At 73.6% G+C, this 17,988-nt stretch carries 14 protein-coding genes; 13 read left to right on the forward strand and 1 reads right to left on the reverse strand.

Features of this window, described 5'->3' with window-relative positions; translation table 11 throughout:
• Positions 1 to 8: 8 nt before the first annotated feature.
• From A949_RS0111475 to A949_RS0111525, 11 genes are all read left to right on the forward strand, one after another.
• Positions 9 to 608, forward strand: coding sequence for a PH-like domain-containing protein (locus A949_RS0111475; RefSeq protein ID WP_037706160.1), 600 nt, complete (start codon positions 9 to 11; stop codon positions 606 to 608).
• A complete protein-coding gene (carA, locus tag A949_RS0111480) occupies positions 608 to 1,762 on the forward strand; it encodes a glutamine-hydrolyzing carbamoyl-phosphate synthase small subunit (protein WP_019356154.1) in 1,155 nt (384 codons plus the stop codon). Before A949_RS0111475 ends, carA begins: the two co-directional genes overlap by 1 nt.
• Positions 1,755 to 5,075, forward strand: a complete 3,321-nt coding sequence (gene carB, locus A949_RS0111485; protein WP_019356155.1) for a carbamoyl-phosphate synthase large subunit — start codon at positions 1,755 to 1,757, stop codon at positions 5,073 to 5,075. Before carA ends, carB begins: the two co-directional genes overlap by 8 nt.
• Before the next feature lie 172 nt (positions 5,076 to 5,247).
• Entirely contained in the window at positions 5,248 to 6,363 is a 1,116-nt protein-coding gene (locus A949_RS0111490) for a quinone-dependent dihydroorotate dehydrogenase (protein ID WP_019356156.1), read from the forward strand.
• Positions 6,360 to 7,229: an orotidine-5'-phosphate decarboxylase gene (pyrF, locus tag A949_RS0111495; protein ID WP_019356157.1), complete on the forward strand. Its 870-nt coding sequence runs from the start codon at positions 6,360 to 6,362 to the stop codon at positions 7,227 to 7,229. Before A949_RS0111490 ends, pyrF begins: the two co-directional genes overlap by 4 nt.
• 316 nt (positions 7,230 to 7,545) lie before the next feature.
• Positions 7,546 to 7,869 (forward strand): integration host factor, encoded by a 324-nt coding sequence (locus A949_RS0111500; protein WP_019356158.1) that lies wholly within the window; start codon positions 7,546 to 7,548, stop codon positions 7,867 to 7,869.
• A gap of 37 nt (positions 7,870 to 7,906) precedes the next feature.
• Entirely contained in the window at positions 7,907 to 8,503 is a 597-nt protein-coding gene (gene gmk / locus A949_RS0111505; RefSeq protein WP_037706156.1) for a guanylate kinase, read from the forward strand.
• Between the two features lie 68 nt (positions 8,504 to 8,571).
• Positions 8,572 to 8,850: a DNA-directed RNA polymerase subunit omega gene (gene rpoZ / locus A949_RS0111510; protein WP_019356160.1), complete on the forward strand. Its 279-nt coding sequence runs from the start codon at positions 8,572 to 8,574 to the stop codon at positions 8,848 to 8,850.
• Positions 8,851 to 8,954: 104 nt separating this feature from the next.
• A complete protein-coding gene (gene coaBC / locus A949_RS0111515; protein ID WP_019356161.1) occupies positions 8,955 to 10,208 on the forward strand; it encodes a bifunctional phosphopantothenoylcysteine decarboxylase/phosphopantothenate--cysteine ligase CoaBC in 1,254 nt (417 codons plus the stop codon).
• 371 nt (positions 10,209 to 10,579) lie between these two features.
• On the forward strand, positions 10,580 to 11,788 hold the full coding sequence (metK, locus tag A949_RS0111520; RefSeq protein ID WP_026004561.1) for a methionine adenosyltransferase: 1,209 nt from the start codon (positions 10,580 to 10,582) through the stop codon (positions 11,786 to 11,788).
• Positions 11,789 to 12,057: 269 nt separating this feature from the next.
• Complete coding sequence (locus A949_RS0111525) at positions 12,058 to 14,223, forward strand: primosomal protein N' (protein WP_019356163.1); 2,166 nt, start codon at positions 12,058 to 12,060, stop codon at positions 14,221 to 14,223.
• 288 nt (positions 14,224 to 14,511) lie between these two features.
• Here A949_RS0111525 and A949_RS0111530 read toward each other — a convergent pair whose 3' ends face one another.
• Positions 14,512 to 15,180: a hypothetical protein gene (locus tag A949_RS0111530; protein ID WP_019356164.1), complete on the reverse strand. Its 669-nt coding sequence runs from the start codon at positions 15,178 to 15,180 to the stop codon at positions 14,512 to 14,514.
• A 289-nt stretch (positions 15,181 to 15,469) separates the two neighbouring features.
• Here A949_RS0111530 and fmt point away from each other — a divergent pair, with 289 nt between their 5' ends.
• Together fmt and A949_RS0111540 are read left to right on the forward strand one after the other, a co-directional pair.
• The gene (gene fmt, locus A949_RS0111535; RefSeq protein ID WP_019356165.1) at positions 15,470 to 16,426 is read left to right on the forward strand and encodes a methionyl-tRNA formyltransferase; all 957 of its coding nucleotides are present in this window, start codon (positions 15,470 to 15,472) and stop codon (positions 16,424 to 16,426) included.
• Between the two features lie 101 nt (positions 16,427 to 16,527).
• Entirely contained in the window at positions 16,528 to 17,976 is a 1,449-nt protein-coding gene (locus A949_RS0111540; protein WP_019356166.1) for an RsmB/NOP family class I SAM-dependent RNA methyltransferase, read from the forward strand.
• The last annotated feature ends 12 nt before the right edge of the window (positions 17,977 to 17,988 follow it).

Here is a 17,988-nt window from a genome sequence, read left to right on the forward strand (position 1 = left end):
TGAGCGGTGTGAGTGCAACAACCAACCTCCCCCTTCTCGGCCTCGCCGCCGAGCAGAAGTCACAGCAGGTAACCGACTGGGCCGCCCGGATCGGCTGGGTCGTGGGTCTCGTCCTGTTCATCGCGCTCCTCTACTGGCTGATGCGGCAGGGCTGGAAGTGGCGCGGCACCCTCCAGGGCGACCTGCCGGAGCTGCCGCAGCGCCCCGAGGACACCGGCGAGCCGCTGCTGACCGGCACCGGCCGCTACCACGGCTCCACGAGCGCGGGCCAGTGGCTCGACCGGATCGTCGCGCACGGCCTGGGCACCCGCAGCCGTGCCGAGCTGACGCTCACCGCGCGGGGCCTGGACGCCCACCGGCCCGCGGCGCAGGACTTCTTCGTCCCCGCCGACCGGCTGCGCGGCGCCCGCCTCGACACCGGTATCGCCGGCAAGGTGCTCACCGAGGGCGGCCTGCTGGTCGTCACCTGGGAGCACGGAGGACGCCGACTGGACTCCGGATTCCGCCTCGACCACTCCGCCGACCAGGCCCGATGGGTCGAGAAGATCAACGCAATGTGCGGCGACAACGGCGTCGCGGCAATGCAGCAGCACAAGGAAGGCGCATGATGACGACCTCCACCAGGGGAGCGACCGGAACCACGGCGGAACCCGCCCTTCTCGTCCTGGAGGACGGCCGCACCTTCCGCGGGCGCGCCTACGGGGCCGTGGGCGAGACCTTCGGCGAAGCCGTGTTCTCCACCGGGATGACCGGGTACCAGGAGACCCTCACCGACCCCTCCTACCACCGCCAGGTCGTCGTCATGACGGCACCGCACGTCGGCAACACCGGCGTCAACGACGAGGACCCCGAGTCGGCCCGCATCTGGGTGGCCGGCTACGTCGTCCGCGACCCCGCGCGCACCCCCTCCAACTGGCGTGCCACCCGCACCCTGGACCAGGAGCTGCGCGACCAGGGCGTGGTGGGCATCAGCGGTGTCGACACCCGCGCCCTCACCCGCCATCTGCGCGAGCGCGGCGCCATGCGGGTCGGGATCTTCTCCGGCGGAGCCTGCGCGGAGGGCGAGGAGAAGCTGCTGTCCCGGGTGCGGGAGGCCCCCGCGATGCAGGGCGCCGACCTCGCGGGTGAGGTCGCGACCCGGCAGGCGTACGTGGTCCCCGCGGTCGGCGAGAAGCGCTTCACCGTGGCGGCGGTCGACCTCGGCATCAAGGGCATGACCCCGCACCGGATGGCCGAGCGCGGTGCGGAGGTGCACGTGCTCCCCGCCACCGCCACGGCCGAGGACGTCTACGCCGTGGCGCCCGACGGCGTCTTCTTCTCCAACGGCCCCGGCGACCCGGCCACCGCCGAGCACCCGGTGGCCCTGATGCGGGAGGTCCTGGACCGCGGCACCCCGCTGTTCGGCATCTGCTTCGGCAACCAGATCCTCGGCCGCGCCCTCGGGTTCGGCACGTTCAAACTCAAGTACGGCCACCGCGGGATCAACCAGCCCGTGCAGGACCGTACGACCGGCAAGGTCGAGGTCACCGCGCACAACCACGGCTTCGCCGTGGACGCGCCGCTCGACCGTGTCACCGAGACCCCCTACGGACGTGCCGAGGTCTCGCACGTCTGCCTGAACGACGACGTGGTCGAGGGGCTGCGGCTCCTGGACAAGCCCGTCTTCAGCGTCCAGTACCACCCCGAAGCGGCAGCGGGACCGCACGACGCCGCCTACCTGTTCGACCGCTTCGTCAAGCTCATGGAGGACCAGCGTGCCTAAGCGCACCGATATCCAGTCCGTCCTGGTCATCGGCTCAGGACCGATCGTCATCGGGCAGGCCGCCGAGTTCGACTACTCCGGCACCCAGGCGTGCCGCGTGCTCAAGGCCGAGGGCCTGCGCGTGATCCTGGTCAACTCCAACCCGGCCACGATCATGACCGACCCGGAGATCGCCGACGCCACCTACGTCGAGCCGATCACTCCCGACTTCGTCGAGAAGATCATCGCCAAGGAGCGCCCCGACGCGCTGCTGCCCACCCTCGGCGGCCAGACGGCGCTCAACACCGCGATCTCCCTGCACGAGGCGGGCACCCTGGACGCCCACGGTGTCGAGCTGATCGGCGCCAACGTCGAGGCCATCAACAAGGGCGAGGACCGCGACCGGTTCAAGGAGGTCGTCGAGGCCGTCCGCGGCAAGATCGGGCACGGCGAGTCCGCGCGCTCCTACATCTGCCACTCGATGGACGACGTGCTGAGCGGCGTCGAGGAGCTCGGCGGCTACCCGGTCGTCGTACGCCCCTCCTTCACCATGGGCGGCGCCGGCTCCGGCTTCGCCCACGACGAGGAGGAACTGCGCCGCATCGCCGGGCAGGGCCTGACCCTCTCGCCCACCACCGAGGTGCTCCTGGAGGAGTCCATCCTCGGCTGGAAGGAGTACGAGCTGGAGCTGATGCGCGACCACAACGACAACGTCGTGGTCGTCTGCTCCATCGAGAACTTCGACCCGATGGGTGTGCACACCGGCGACTCGATCACGGTCGCGCCCGCCATGACGCTCACCGACCGCGAGTACCAGATCCTCCGGGACATCGGGATCGCGGTCATCCGCGAGGTCGGCGTGGACACCGGCGGCTGCAACATCCAGTTCGCCGTCAACCCCGCCGACGGCCGCATCGTCGTCATCGAGATGAACCCGCGGGTCTCCCGGTCCTCGGCGCTCGCCTCCAAGGCCACCGGATTCCCCATCGCGAAGATCGCCGCGAAGCTCGCGGTGGGCTACACGCTGGACGAGATCCCCAACGACATCACCGAGGAGACCCCGGCCTCCTTCGAGCCCACGCTCGACTACGTCGTGGTCAAGGCCCCCCGGTTCGCCTTCGAGAAGTTCCCCGCCGCGGACTCCCGGCTGACCACCACCATGAAGTCGGTCGGCGAGGCCATGGCCATCGGCCGGAACTTCACCGAGGCGCTGAACAAGGCGCTGCGCTCGCTGGAGAAGAAGGACAGCCAGTTCGACTTCGCCACCCCGGTCGCCGAGCTCGGCGACAAGGCCGAGCTGCTCGTCGAGGCCGAGCGTCCCACCGACGGCCGGATCAACACCGTGATGGCCGCCATCCGGGCCGGCGCCACCCCGCAGGAGGTCTTCGACGCGACGAAGATCGACCCCTGGTTCATCGACCAGCTCTTCCTCGTCAAGGAGACGGCCGACGAGATCGCCGCGGCTCCCGAACTGAGCCCGGCGATGTTCGCAGAGGCGAAGCGGCACGGCTTCTCGGACGCGCAGATCGGCGCCGTCCGCTCGCTCCGCGAGGACGTGGTGCGCGAGGTGCGGCACGCGCTGGGCATCCGCCCGGTCTACAAGACCGTGGACACCTGCGCGGCCGAGTTCGCCGCCCGGACGCCGTACTTCTACTCCTCCTACGACGAGGAGAGCGAGGTCGCACCCCGCGAGAAGCCCGCGGTGATCATCCTCGGCTCCGGGCCCAACCGCATCGGCCAGGGCATCGAGTTCGACTACTCGTGCGTCCACGCCTCCTTCGCGCTGGGCGACGCCGGGTACGAGACCGTGATGGTCAACTGCAACCCGGAGACCGTCTCCACCGACTACGACACCTCCGACCGGCTCTACTTCGAGCCGCTCACCCTGGAGGACGTCCTGGAGGTCGTCCACGCCGAGCAGCAGGCGGGCCCGGTCGCCGGAGTGCTCGTCCAGCTGGGCGGCCAGACCCCGCTGGGTCTCGCCCAGGCGCTCAAGGACAACGGTGTGCCCATCGTCGGCACCTCGCCGGAGGCCATCGAGCTGGCCGAGGAGCGCGGCGCGTTCGGCCGGGTGCTCACCGAGGCCGGGCTGCCCGCCCCCAAGTACGGCACGGCCTTCTCCTTCGAGCAGGCCAAGGGCATCGCCGCCGAGATCGGCTACCCCGTCATGGTCCGCCCCTCCTACGTGCTGGGCGGCCGCGGCATGGAGATCGTCTACGACGAGGCGTCGCTGGAGTCCTACCTGGAGCGGCACGCCGGGCTGATCGAGCAGCATCCGGTCCTCATCGACCGGTTCCTCGACGACGCCATCGAGATCGACGTGGACGCCCTCTACGACGGCCACGAGCTCTACCTCGGCGGCGTCATGGAGCACATCGAGGAGGCCGGCATCCACTCCGGCGACTCCGCCTGCGCGCTGCCCCCGATCACCCTCGGCGGCTACGACGTCAAGCGGCTGCGCGCCTCGACCGAGGCCATCGCCCGCGGCGTCGGGGTGCGGGGACTGATCAACATCCAGTTCGCGATGGCCGGCGACATCCTCTACGTGCTGGAGGCCAATCCGCGCGCCTCCCGCACGGTGCCGTTCACCTCCAAGGCCACCGCCGTTCCGCTCGCGAAGGCCGCGGCCCGGGTGTCGCTGGGCGCCACCCTCGCCGAGCTGCGCGCCGAGGGCCTGCTGCCGGCCGAGGGCGACGGCGGCGACCTGCCGCTGGACGCGCCGATCTCCGTCAAGGAGGCGGTCATGCCCTGGAGCAGGTTCCGCGATGTGCAGGGCCGCGGCGTGGACACCGTGCTGGGCCCGGAGATGCGCTCGACCGGCGAGGTGATGGGCATCGACTCGGTGTTCGGCACCGCCTACGCCAAGTCCCAGGCCGCCGCGTACGGGGCCCTGCCGGGCAAGGGACGGGCGTTCGTCTCGGTCGCCAACCGGGACAAGCGCTCGCTGATCTTCCCGGCGCGGGAGTTGGTGGCCATGGGCTTCGAGCTGCTGGCGACCTCCGGTACCGCGGAGGTCCTCAAGCGCAACGGGATCAATGCCACCGTCGTCCGCAAGCAGAGCCAGGGCACGGGCCCGGCCGGGGAGCCGACCATCGTGCAGCTCATCCACGACGGCGAGGTGGACCTGATCGTCAACACCCCGTACGGCACGGGCGGCCGGCTGGACGGCTACGACATCCGCACGGCGGCCGTCGCCCGGGCGGTTCCCTGCCTGACGACCGTGCAGGCGCTGGCCGCCGCCGTGCAGGGCATCGACGCGATGGCCCGCGACGAGGTCAGCGTGCGCTCGCTGCAGGAGCACGCCCGGCACCTGGTCGCCTCCCGCAGGAGCTGACCCCGCCCCGCCCGTCCCGTCCCCCTCCGGAGCCCCCCGGAGCCCCCGGCGGCGCCCGCCGAGCCGGACCCCGCCCGGACCCCCGCGTCCGGGCGGCCCGGCGGCGGCGCCCGCACGGCCCCGGGGCGGGACGGGCGGGCCGGCCGGCTCCCCTCACAGGAACCCCTCCCACATGTACAGACTCCTCTTCCGTACCGTCTTCTGCCGCATGGACCCCGAGCGGGCCCACCACCTGGCCTTCTCCTGGATCCGCAGGGCGGCGGCCACCCCCGTGCTCCGCACCTTCGCGGCAGCGGCTCTCGCCCCGCGCGACCGGCGCCTCCGCGTCGAGGCGCTGGGCCGCCGCATGCACGGCCCGTTCGGCCTCGCCGCCGGGTTCGACAAGAACGCGGAGGGGATCGACGGGCTCGCCATGCTCGGCTTCGACCACGTCGAGGTCGGTACCGTCACCGGCAGCGCCCAGCCCGGAAACCCGAAGAAGCGGCTGTTCCGCCTGGTCGAGGACCGCGCGCTGATCAACCGGATGGGCTTCAACAACGAGGGCGCAGCCGCCGTCGCGGCGCGGCTGGCCGCCCGGCAGCCCGTCTTCCGCCCGACCCTGGGCGTCAACATCGGGAAGACGAAGGCCGTGCCGGAGTCCGAGGCGGTCGCCGACTACGTCACCTCCACCGAGGCGCTGGCGCCGCACGCCGACTACCTGGTCGTCAACGTCTCCTCGCCCAACACCCCCGGCCTGCGCGACCTCCAGGCCACCGAACACCTGCGGCCGCTGCTGACCGCCGTACGGGAGGCGGCCGACCGCGCCGTGCCGGCGGGCCGCGTCCCGCTCCTGGTCAAGATCGCGCCCGACCTGGCGGACGAGGACGTCGACGCCGTCGCCGACCTGGCGGTCGAGCTGGGCCTGGACGGGATCATCGCGACCAACACCACCGTCGCCCGGGACGGACTCGGCCTCACCTGCGCCCCGGAGCTGGCGGCCGAGACCGGCGGGCTGTCCGGCGCACCGGTCGCCGACCGCTCGCTTGAGGTGCTGCGGCGGCTGTACGCGCGGGTCGGCGACCGGCTCGTGCTGGTCGGCGTCGGCGGTGTCGGCACCGCCGAGGACGCCTGGCGCCGCATCCTGGCGGGCGCCACCCTGGTGCAGGGGTACACGGCGTTCCTGTACGAGGGCCCGTTCTGGATGCGCCGGATGCACCGGGGACTGGCCCGGCTGCTGGCGGCCAGCCCGTACGCCACCCTCGCCGAGGCCGTCGGCGCCGAACACCGCAGCCAGGAGGGCGCCGCATGACAGCTCAGCGAGGGACCGCGGAGCGCTTCGGGACCCCGGAGCCCTTCGGGGCGCGGCTGCGCCGCGCCATGGACGCCCGGGGGCCGCTGTGCGTGGGGATCGATCCGCACGCCTCCCTGCTGCACGCCTGGGGCCTGGCCGACGACGTCGCCGGGCTGGAGCGGTTCAGCCGCACCGTCGTGGCGGCGCTGGCCGACCGGGTGGCCGTGCTCAAGCCGCAGTCGGCGTTCTACGAGCGCTTCGGCTCGCGCGGCGTCGCCGTGCTGGAGCGCACGGTGACCGAGGCCCGGGACGCCGGGGCGCTGGTCGTGATGGACGCCAAGCGCGGCGACATCGGCTCCACCATGGACGCCTACGCCGCCGCCTACCTCGACCCGGGCGGCCCGCTCTTCTCCGACGCGCTCACCGTGAGCCCCTACCTGGGCTTCGACGCGCTCGCGCCGGCCGCCGAGGCGGCCGCGGCGAGCGGCGCGGGCCTCTTCGTGCTGGCGCTCACCTCCAACCCGGAGGGGCGGGAGGTGCAGCGTGCGGTCGGCGAGGGCGGCGCCACGGTCGCGGCGACGGTGCTGCGCCGATTGGCGGAGCGGAACGCGGGTGCCGAGCCGCTGGGCTCCTTCGGCGCGGTCGTCGGTGCCACGCTCGGGGATCTGTCGGCGTTCGATCTGGCGGTGAACGGCCCGCTGCTCGCGCCGGGCATCGGGGCGCAGGGGGCGACCCCGGCGGACCTGCCCGCGGTCTTCGGGGACGCGGTCCGCAACGTGGTGCCGAGCGTCAGCCGCGGGGTGCTCCGACACGGTCCCGACGAAACCGGACTGAGAGATTCCGCGACGGCGTTCGCGGACGCGGTCCGCACCGCCGTGACCTGAGCCGTCGTGGTTCCGGGGCCGTCCGCGCGCCGGATCGCGTCGCTTTCCGTGCCGGGTCCGGGTCCGCTGTGGGTCGCGCGGCGTCCAAGATCCCACGCTGAGAGCTGAAAACGCACCAAATATGTCCCGAAAAGTCCAGGTCGGCAGAGGCTGACCTGGACTTTTCGTCTGTTCTCGCTGACTCCGGGGCTCATGCCCGCTAGTCTCCGTCCAGAGCACCGCCAACAGGCGCGTTGCTCGTTGCTCCGCAGGTGTGGGCCTACTAGGTTCCTCACCGATCCGTATCCGACAGTTCGACATCCGAGGTGACGCAGGCGTGGCCCTTCCGCCCCTTACCCCTGAACAGCGCGCAGCCGCGCTCGAAAAGGCCGCCGCGGCTCGCCGGGAGCGCGCCGAGGTCAAGAACCGGCTCAAGCACTCCGGCGCATCCCTGCACGAGGTCATCAAGCAGGGCCAGGAAAACGACGTGATCGGCAAGATGAAGGTCTCCGCGCTCCTGGAGTCCCTGCCCGGCGTCGGCAAGGTCCGCGCCAAGCAGATCATGGAGCGGCTGGGGATCTCCGAGAGCCGCCGGGTGCGCGGTCTGGGGTCCAACCAGATCGCCGCGCTGGAGCGCGAGTTCGGCGGCGCCAACGCCTGAGGTCCCGGGCACTCCCGGAAACCGGGATAATCGCTGCATGAGTTCTGCAGTTCCCCGGGGGGAGACCCCGGCACCCCCGGTCGGCACATCGCGACTGACCGTGCTCTCCGGCCCCTCCGGGGTCGGCAAGAGCACGGTCGTCGCACACCTGCGCAAGGCGCACCCAGAGGTCTGGCTCTCCGTCTCCGCCACCACCCGCAGGCCCCGTCCGGGCGAGCGGCACGGCGTGCAGTACTTCTTCGTGGACGACGAGGAGTTCGACAAGCTGATCGCCAACGGCGACCTGCTCGAATGGGCGGAGTTCGCGGGCAACCGCTACGGCACCCCCCGGGGTGCGGTATTGGAGCACCTCGAACGGGGGGAGCCCGTGCTGCTGGAGATCGACCTGCAGGGCGCCCGGCTCGTCCAGCAGTCCATGCCCGAGGCGCAGCTCGTCTTCCTGGCCCCTCCGAGCTGGGAGGAGCTGGTCAGGAGGCTGACCGGCCGGGGCACCGAGGCGCCCGAGGTCATCGAGCGGCGGCTGGAGGCGGCCCGCACCGAGCTGGCGGCCGAGGCCGAGTTCGACCGGACCCTGGTCAACACCTCCGTCGAGGAGGTAAGCGCCGAGCTGCTAGCCTTGATGCGTATCGGCTGACCTCCAGTGCGCCCTGCGCGCTGCCCGTGCGTCGATTCCCGCTCCATCCACCCTTCGGAAGGCAGAGAGTGTCCTCTTCCATCACCACGCCCGAGGGCATCATCAACCCGCCGATTGATGAGCTGCTCGAGGCCACCGACTCGAAGTACAGCCTCGTCATCTACGCCGCCAAGCGCGCGCGTCAGATCAACGCGTACTACTCCCAGCTCGGTGAGGGCCTCCTCGAGTACGTCGGCCCGCTGGTGGACACCCACGTGCACGAGAAGCCGCTGTCCATCGCGCTCCGCGAGATCAACGCCGGACTTCTCACCTCCGAGCCCGTGGAGGCTCCGCCGGTCGTCCCGTAGCCGGTCGGCACCACTTCCGCCAGGGGCCCGGCAGCGCGGCTGCCGGGCCCCTGGCGTGTCATAAGGGCACAACGGCACGTGTACGGGCATGTGGGGAGAGACGAGTGACGCAGCAGCGGGACGGCCGGACGGCAGCCGGCAAGCCGAGGGTGGTGCTGGGAGTGAGCGGCGGCATCGCCGCCTACAAAGCCTGCGAGCTGGCCCGGCGGCTCACCGAGAGCGGGCACGACGTGCGGGCGGTGCCCACCGCCTCCGCGCTGCACTTCGTCGGCGCCGCCACCTGGTCGGCGCTGACCGGCCACCCGGTGGCCACAGAGGTGTGGGACACGGTGCACGAGGTGCCGCACGTACGGATCGGCCAGGGTGCCGACCTCGTCGTCGTCGCCCCCGCTACCGCGGACCTGCTGGCCAAGGCCGCGCACGGACTCGCCGACGACCTGCTCACCAACACCCTGCTCACCGCGCGCTGCCCCGTCGTCTTCGCCCCCGCGATGCACACCGAGATGTGGGAGCACCCCGCCACCCGGGAGAACGTCGCCACGCTGCGGCGCCGCGGTGCGCTGGTCGTCGAGCCCGCCGTCGGGCGGCTGACCGGGAAGGACACCGGCAAGGGACGGCTGCCGGACCCGGAGGCGCTCTTCGAGGTGTGCCGGCGGGTGCTGCGGCGCGGAGCGGCCGGAGCCGGCCCCGACCTCGCGGGGCGCCATGTCGTCGTCAGCGCGGGCGGCACCCGCGAGCCGCTCGACCCGGTGCGTTTTCTGGGCAACCGCTCCTCCGGCAAGCAGGGGTACGCGCTCGCCCGGACCGCCGCGGCGCGCGGGGCGCGGGTCACGCTCGTCTCCGCCAACAGTGCGCTGCCGGACCCGGCGGGCGTGGACCTGGTGCGGGTGGGCAGCGCCGAGGAGCTGCGGACCGCCGTGACCGCGGCCGCCGCCGACGCGGATGCGGTGGTGATGGCCGCGGCGGTCGCCGACTTCCGCCCGGCCGCCTACGCCACCGGGAAGATCAAGAAGAGGGCCGGCCAGGAGCCCGAGCCGCTGGCACTGGCCCGGAACCCCGACATCCTCGCCGGGCTCGCCGCGGATCGCCTCCGCCCGGGCCAGGTGGTGGTCGGCTTCGCGGCCGAGACGGACCGGGTGCTGGAGCACGGCCGCGCCAAGCTCGCAGCCAAGGGCTGCGATCTGCTGGTCGTCAACGAGGTGGGGGAGAGCAGGACCTTCGGCTCGGAGGAGAACGAGGCCGTGGTGCTGGGCACCGACGGTAGTGAGACGCCGGTTCCGCACGGGCCGAAGGAGGCGCTCGCGGACACGGTCTGGGACCTGATCGCCGAGCGGCTCCCGGAGCTCCCCCAGGACTGAGCCGGGGCGCCCGGTCCGGTACGGCGCGGCAGCCGTCCCGAGGAGTGGACGCGGAATCAGTGCTTCCGCCGCGGGGGGACCGAAAATGTCGACAGGGTGACCGAGTGGGCCGGAAGCCGTCGAACACGGCTGGAACGGCGCTCTTGACCAGCGACTTCGCTATCCGACACGCCCTGACATATCCGGATCTCCCGCACCCTTCCGGTGCTCCTGGAGTTCGGATCGAGCAGGTCATGGTCGTCTCGTAGTTCGAGAGTCCGTGATTGGATGCGGGTGGAGATGGATAAACTGGCCGCGGACCGTGCTTGGGCGCAGCCCCCGACCGGTCCGCCCATGCTCAGCCAGCAGCCGCTGCAACCCCAGGGAGCGATGTGTCGCGCCGCTTGTTCACCTCGGAATCTGTGACCGAGGGTCACCCTGACAAGATCGCTGACCAGATCAGCGACACCATCCTCGACGCCCTCCTCAAGGAAGACCCGCACTCCAGGGTCGCCGTCGAGACACTGATCACCACCGGCCTCGTGCACGTGGCCGGCGAGGTGACGACCAAGGCCTACGCCCCGATTTCGACGCTCGTGCGCAACAAGGTCCTCGAAATCGGTTACGACTCCTCCAAGAAGGGCTTCGACGGCGCCTCCTGCGGCGTCTCGGAGTCGATCGGCGCCCAGTCGCCCGACATCGCGCAGGGCGTCGACACCGCCTACGAGAAGCGCGTCGAGGGCGACGAGGACGAGCTCGACGAGCAGGGCGCCGGCGACCAGGGCCTGATGTTCGGCTACGCCTGCGACGAGACCGCCGAGTTCATGCCGCTGCCGATCACCCTGGCGCACCGGCTCTCGGAGCGGCTCTCCGCCGTCCGCAAGAACGGCACGATCCCCTACCTGCGCCCGGACGGGAAGACGCAGGTGACCATCGAGTACGACGGCGACAAGGCCGTGCGGCTGGACACCGTCGTGGTCTCCTCGCAGCACGCGGCCGACATCGACCTCGACTCGCTGCTCGCACCCGACATCCGCGAGTTCGTCGTCGAGCCCGAGCTGAAGGCCCTGGTGGACGAGGGCATCAAGCTGGAGACCGAGGGCTACCGGCTGCTGGTCAACCCGACCGGACGCTTCGAGATCGGCGGCCCGATGGGTGACGCCGGACTCACCGGCCGGAAGATCATCATCGACACCTACGGCGGTATGGCCCGCCACGGTGGCGGCGCCTTCTCCGGCAAGGACCCGTCCAAGGTCGACCGCTCCGCCGCCTACGCGATGCGCTGGGTCGCCAAGAACGTGGTGGCCGCCCGCCTCGCCACCCGCTGCGAGGTGCAGGTCGCCTACGCCATCGGCAAGGCCGAGCCGGTCGGTCTCTTCGTGGAGACCTTCGGCACCGCCGCGGTGGACCACGAGAAGATCGAGCAGGCCATCTCCGAGGTCTTCGACCTCCGTCCGGCCGCGATCATCCGCGACCTCGACCTGCTGCGCCCCATCTACTCGCAGACGGCCGCCTACGGCCACTTCGGCCGGGCGCTTCCCGACTTCACCTGGGAGCGCACCGACCGGGTCGACGCCCTGCGCAAGGCGGCCGGGCTCTAGCAGCCCACCGCCGCGTCGGTATCGTCAGTAATCCCTCCGTTCGACCGTCGGAGGCCCGGCACCCCATGCTGGCGGGGTGCCGGGCCTCCGGCGTGTCCGGACCCCTGCCGGGGCGCGGCTCCGGCCCCTCGCCGTCACCCGTCCGGGCAGTCCGGGCCGGAGCCGGGGCCTTCACCCCGCGGGGCCCGTCCGCCGCCCCGCCGGGCCGAGGCGGTGCGGGCCCGGCCGGGTGGGCGGCGGCTGTCCGGGCCGTTTGCGAGACTGAGGCGGTGAGCAGGGGTGACGGCAACGATGAAGGGGAGCGTCCGCCGCATGCGCCGGAGCAGCTCGCGCTGATCCGGGAGACGGTGCGGGAGCGCAAGGCCAGGCAGCCGAGAGCCCGACCGCGCACCTGGCGGGGTGCCGAGCCGGCGGAGCGGCTGCCCGTGGCGCGGGTGCTGGTCGACAAGGGGCCGGTGCACCTCGACCGGTTCTTCGACTATGCCGTTCCCGCCGCGATGGACGAGGAGGCCCAGCCCGGTGTGCGGGTCCGGGTGCGCTTCGGCGCGGGGGAGCGGGAGGGCCGCCGCGAGGGGGGCGGCCTCATCAACGGGTTCGTCGTCGAGCGCCGGGCCGACACCGACTTCACCGGGCGGCTCGCCCCGATCGCCCAGGTGCTCTCGCCCGAGCCGGTGCTCACGCCCGAACTGCTCGGGCTGTGCCGGGCGGTCGCCGACCGGTACGCGGGATCGCTCGCCGACGTGGTCCAGCTCGCCGTCCCGCCGCGCCGCGCCAGGGCGGAGAAGCAGCCCTCGCCGCGCCCTCCGGCCGCACCCGCGGCGCCGGAGCCCGGCGGGTGGGCGCGCTACCCCGAGGGGCCCGCGTTCCTGCGGGCCGTCGCCGAGAAAGCCGCACCCCGTGCGGTGTGGACCGCGCTGCCCGGCCCGCAGAGCTGGGCGGACGAGCTGGCCCGCGCCATGGCCACCGCCCTGGCAGCGGGCCGGGGGGCGCTCGCGGTGCTGCCCGACGGGAAGGCGGCGGCCCGGGTGGACGCGGCGCTGACCGCGCTCGTGGGCGAGGGGCAGCATGTGCTGCTGACCGCGGATGCCGGACCCGAGCCGCGCTACCGGCGGTGGCTCGCGGTCAGCCGCGGAGCGGTGCGCGCCGTCGTCGGAACCCGGGCGGCGATGTTCGCTCCGGTGCACCGCCTGGGGCTCGCCGCCGTCTGGGAGGACGGCGACAGCAACCACAGCGAGGAGCGGGCCCCGCAGCCGCACGCCCGCGAGGTGCTGCTCCAGCGTGCGGTGACCGAGCAGGCGGCGTTCCTGCTCGGTGCGCACGGCTGCACGGTGGAGGCCGCGCAGCTCGTGGAATCGGGCTTCGCGCGGCCGCTGGCAGCCGACCGGGACACCGTGCGGGCCGTCATGCCCCGGGTCCGTACGGCGGCCGAGGGCGACGCCGGCCGCGATCCGGCAGCCCGCAGCGCCCGGCTGCCGAGCCTGGCCTGGCGCGCCGCGCGGGACGGGCTGGCGCACGGCCCGGTGCTGGTCCAGGTGCCCCGCCGGGGCTATGTTCCGCGGCTGGTCTGCGAGCGGTGCCGCGAGCCGGCCCGGTGCGCGCACTGCTCGGGTCCGCTGGAGGCGGCCGCGGAGGGCACGGCGCTGCGCTGCGGCTGGTGTGCCCGGGAGACCCCGCAGTGGCGCTGTCCGATGTGCTCCGGGACGCGGCTGCGCGGCAGTGTGATCGGCGCCCGCCGTACGGCGGAGGAGCTGGGCCGCGCGTTCCCCGCGGTGCCGGTGCGGACCTCGGGCGGCAGCCACGTGCTGGAGTCGGTGCCGGGGCGTCCCGCGCTGGTCGTCGCCACCCCCGGCGCGGAGCCCGTGCCGGAGGGCGGCGCGGGGTACGCGGCCGCGCTGCTGCTCGACGGCTGGGCGCTGCTGAGCCGCCCCGATCTCCGTGCGGGCGAGGAGGCCCTGCGCCGCTGGCTGGGTGCCGCCTCGCTGGTCCGGCCGCAGGGTGAGGGCGGGACGGTGGTGGTGGTCGCGGAGGAGTCCGTGCGGCCGGTGCAGGCACTGGTGCGCTGGGACCCCGCAGGACACGCGCTGCGCGAGCTGGCCGACCGTGCTGAGCTGGGCTTTCCGCCGGTTTCCCGGATGGCGGCGGTCACCGGTCCGCCCGAGGCCGTGGCCGGGCTGCTGGCCGCGGCCGAGGACACCGGGCTGCCGGAAGGTGCTCAGGTGCTCGGGCCGGTGCCGCTTCCGGTGCTGGAGCCCGGAAGGCGCCGCAACCCGGGGGACCCGCCGCCGGGGGAGCAGTGGGAGCGGGCGCTGGTGCGGGTGCCGCGCGGCAGTGGGGCGGCACTGGCCGCGGCGTTGAAGACGGCGCAGGTGGGCCGGCTGACCCGCAGGGAGGGGCCGATCGCCCAGGTGCGGATCGATCCGCTGGACATCGGGTGACGCCGGGCGGGGGGCCGCGGCGCCGGTCAGCCGGTCGGACGCCCGTGCGCCGCGCCGCCCGTGCGCCGCGCCGCTGCTGGGGCCCGGCGGCGGCACACCGGTGCGGACATGGCGCGCTGTCCGGTACGGGCGGCACCGGACAGCGGCGGGTACGGATGTGCTGCGGGGCTGCGAAGACCTCCCGATGGAACCGGGACCGGAACCGGAACCGGGAGCGACCGGACCGAGACAGGGCGCGGGCGCGCGGGGGCGGCGCGCGTACTGGCTCGGCCCGTCGCCTGGTCCTGGTCAGCCGTTGCGGGGAGCGGGCAGCGCCCCCGTACGCGGCTCCTGCCGCAGGTCCCGGTAGGAGTCCTGACGGCCGTCCTGGCGTCCGTCGTGCCGCGGTTCGTGGCGGGCCTCGTACGGCTGCTGCGCGGGGGGCTGCTGCGGCGGGATCGAGCGGGCCGCGGGGACCGGCGCGGGCCGGTGCGCCGGAGGGCCGCCTGGCGCCGTCGGGAGTGACCGGGCGGCGGCGGGCACGGCCTCGGACTGCCGGGGCACCGGCGAGGGGGACGCAGGGGATGTCGCGGGAGTCTCGGCGTTCTCCGGGGCGCCGGCCGTGGGGCCGCGCCGGTTGGAGCCGTACCGGCGGTGCACGGCCTGCTTGGTGACGCCCAGGGCCGAGCCCACGGCGTCCCAGGAGAAGCCGAGTGAGCGGTCGAAGTCCACCGCCGCCGTCACCAGGGTCTCGACGCTGTCGCGTAGTTCCTGGGCGAGCCGGACGGTCGGCGCGGGTGCGCGGCCGTAGACGACGAAGCCCGCGGCCGGGCCGGTGCGGCGCGGACGGTAGACGTTGCCCAACTGCGCGGTGAGCGTGCGCAGCGCGTCCACCTGCCGGCGGACCCGCTCGATGTCCCGCACCAGGAGATGCAGGCTGGCCCGCGCCTGGGCGTCGTGGGTTGCGTGGTCGGCCATGAAGAAGCCTCTCGGACCTGTTGGCATGGGGGTGTTCAGCTGAGGAGCTGGATAGGATGGCTTGCTGTGCGGAAGAGGGGGGAGCGAGGCCGCGGCACGGTGGCGGGGCGGCGCTCGGTTCGGTCAATCTGACTTGACCAACGCCGCGATGGGCTCTCTGGTCACGCTCCGGGGGCGCGGAGGTCGTACCGGCAGGGCGCGCGGAAGCCCGCACGCCCCCCAGGGCGCCACGCTCGCGCTGACCGTAAACTGTGCCGTCTTTCCCCATGTGAGAGGTGGTTCGCCACTGATGAGGCTCGTCTTCGCCGGCACTCCCGAGGTCGCCGTCCCCGCGCTCGACACCCTGATCGCCTCCGCACGGCACGAGGTCGCCGCCGTCGTCACCCGGCCCGACGCGCGCGCCGGACGGGGCCGGAAGCTGGTGCCCAGCCCGGTGGCCCAGCGCGCCGAGGAGGAGGGCATCGAGGTGCTGAAGCCCGCCCGCCCCCGGGACGAGGACTTCCTGGCCAGGCTGCGCGAGATCGGGCCGGACTGCTGCCCCGTCGTCGCCTACGGCGCGCTGCTGCCCAGGGTGGCGCTGGACGTGCCCGCCCGCGGCTGGGTCAACCTGCACTTCTCGCTGCTGCCCGCCTGGCGCGGCGCCGCGCCCGTGCAGCACGCGCTGCTCGCCGGCGACGGGATGAGCGGCGCCAGCACCTTCCTCATCGAGGAAGGACTGGACTCGGGGCCGGTCTACGGCGTGGTGACCGAGGAGGTGCGGTCCCGCGACACCAGCGGCGACCTGCTGACCCGGCTCGCCTTCGCCGGCGCCGGCCTGCTGGCCGCCACCATGGACGGGATCGAGGACGGCACGCTGCAGGCGGTGCCGCAGCCGCAGGAAGGCGTCTCGCTGGCGCCGAAGATCTCCGTGGAGGACGCCCGGATCGACTGGGCGGCGCCCGCACTCCGCGTCGACCGGGTGGTGCGCGCCTGCTCGCCCGCGCCCGGCGCCTGGACCGCCTTCCGCGGCGAGCGGCTGAAGGTCCGTTCGCTGCTGCCCGACAGCGGTGCCGGCTCCGCGACCGCCGCCCCCGGCGAACTGCTGGTCGGCAAGAACGCCGTGCACGTCGGGACGGGCTCGCACCCCGTGGAGCTGGAGTGGGTGCAGCCGCAGGGCAAGAAGCCGATGCGGGCCGCCGACTGGGCCCGCGGCACCCGCATCGAACAGGGCGCCCGCTTCGACGCCCCGGAGACCCCGGACTCCTGAACCGGGCGGCCCGGGGCCGCGCACGACCCGTCGTGGCCTTTCCCCGGCCGGGCCGTAGGGTGGGGGTCTCGACACCCTGATCTTGCGGAGCACCTTCACCTGTGAGCACTCGACCCCGCCGGGGCGGCGACCGCTACCGGCGCCCGCGCAAGGACCCCGTCCGCATCCTCGCCTTCGAGGCGCTGCGCGCGGTGGACGAGCGGGACGCCTACGCGAATCTCGTCCTGCCGCCGCTGCTGCGCAAGGCCCGGGAGAAGGACCCGGCACAGGGCGGACTGGACGCGCGGGACGCCGCGCTGGCCACCGAACTGGTATACGGGACGCTGCGCCGCCAGGGCACCTACGACGCGATCATCGCCGAGTGCGTCGACCGGCCGCTGCGCGAGGTCGACCCGCCGGTGCTGGACGTCCTCTCCCTGGGCGCCCACCAGTTGCTCGGCACCCGCATTCCGCAGCACGCGGCCGTGAGCGCCACCGTCGAGCTGGCCCGGGTGGTGCTGGGCGACGGCCGGGCGAAGTTCGTCAACGCGGTGCTGCGGCGGCTGACCGCGCACGACCTCGACGGCTGGCTGGAGCGCGTCGCACCGCCCTACGACGAGGACCCGGAGGAGCACCTCGCACTGCGGTACGCGCACCCCCGCTGGGTGGTCTCCGCACTGTGGGACGCGCTGGGCGGCGGACGCGAGGAGATCACCGCGCTGCTGGCGGCGGACAACGAACGGCCCGAGGTCACCCTGGTGGCCCGGCCCGGGCGGGCCACCACCGAGGAGCTGCACGACGCTGCGCGGGCCACCGGCGAGGCGGTGCCCGGCCGCTGGTCGCCGCACGCGGTCCGGCTGGCCGAGGGCGGCGAGCCCGGTGCGCTGGAGGCCGTGGCCGAGGGCCGGGCCGGAGTCCAGGACGAGGGCAGCCAGCTCGTCGCGCTGGCCCTGGCCGAGGCGCCGGTGGAAGGCGCCGACGCGCGCTGGCTGGATGTCTGCGCGGGCCCCGGCGGCAAGGCGGCGCTGCTGGGCGCGCTGGCGGCCGAGCGGGGGGCCGCGCTGCTGGCGGCCGAGAAGCAGCCGCACCGCGCCCGGCTCGTGGAGCGCGCCCTGCGGGGCAATCCGGGCCCGTGGGCCGTGGTCGCCGCGGACGGCACCCGCCCCGCCTGGCGGCCCGGGAGCTTCGACCGGGTACTGGTCGACGTGCCCTGCACCGGGCTGGGGGCGCTGCGGCGCCGGCCCGAGGCGCGCTGGCGGCGGCGTCCGGAGGACCTGGCAGGCTTCGCACCGTTGCAGCGCGCGCTGCTGCGCCAGGCGCTCGAGGCGGCCCGGGTCGGCGGCGTCGTCGCGTATGTGACCTGCTCGCCGCACCTGGCCGAGACCCGTGCCGTGGTGGACGACGTCCTGCGGGAGCTGGCCAAGGAGGGCGCGACGGCCGCGGAGCGGCTGGACGCGCGCCCCCTGTTGCCCGGCGTCCCGGACCTGGGCGCGGGCCCCGACATCCAGCTCTGGCCGCATCTGCACGGCACCGACGCGATGTATCTGGCGCTGCTGCGCCGCACCGCGTGATCACCTCGAACG

Origin of the sequence: Streptomyces sp. AA1529 (assembly GCF_000280905.1) — a bacterium.
Lineage (GTDB): Bacteria > Actinomycetota > Actinomycetes > Streptomycetales > Streptomycetaceae > Streptomyces.

What these genes read in the sequence shown, in the direction of transcription:
- carA (WP_019356154.1), top strand. Translation starts at nt 608, where the DNA reads ATGACGACCTCCACCAGGGGAGCGACCGGAACCACGGCGGAACCCGCC.
- A949_RS0111490 (WP_019356156.1), top strand. Translation starts at nt 5,248, where the DNA reads ATGTACAGACTCCTCTTCCGTACCGTCTTCTGCCGCATGGACCCCGAG.
- pyrF (WP_019356157.1), top strand. Translation starts at nt 6,360, where the DNA reads ATGACAGCTCAGCGAGGGACCGCGGAGCGCTTCGGGACCCCGGAGCCC.
- gmk (WP_037706156.1), top strand. Translation starts at nt 7,907, where the DNA reads ATGAGTTCTGCAGTTCCCCGGGGGGAGACCCCGGCACCCCCGGTCGGC.
- A949_RS0111530 (WP_019356164.1), bottom strand. Translation starts at nt 15,180, where the DNA reads ATGGCCGACCACGCAACCCACGACGCCCAGGCGCGGGCCAGCCTGCAT.
- fmt (WP_019356165.1), top strand. Translation starts at nt 15,470, where the DNA reads ATGAGGCTCGTCTTCGCCGGCACTCCCGAGGTCGCCGTCCCCGCGCTC.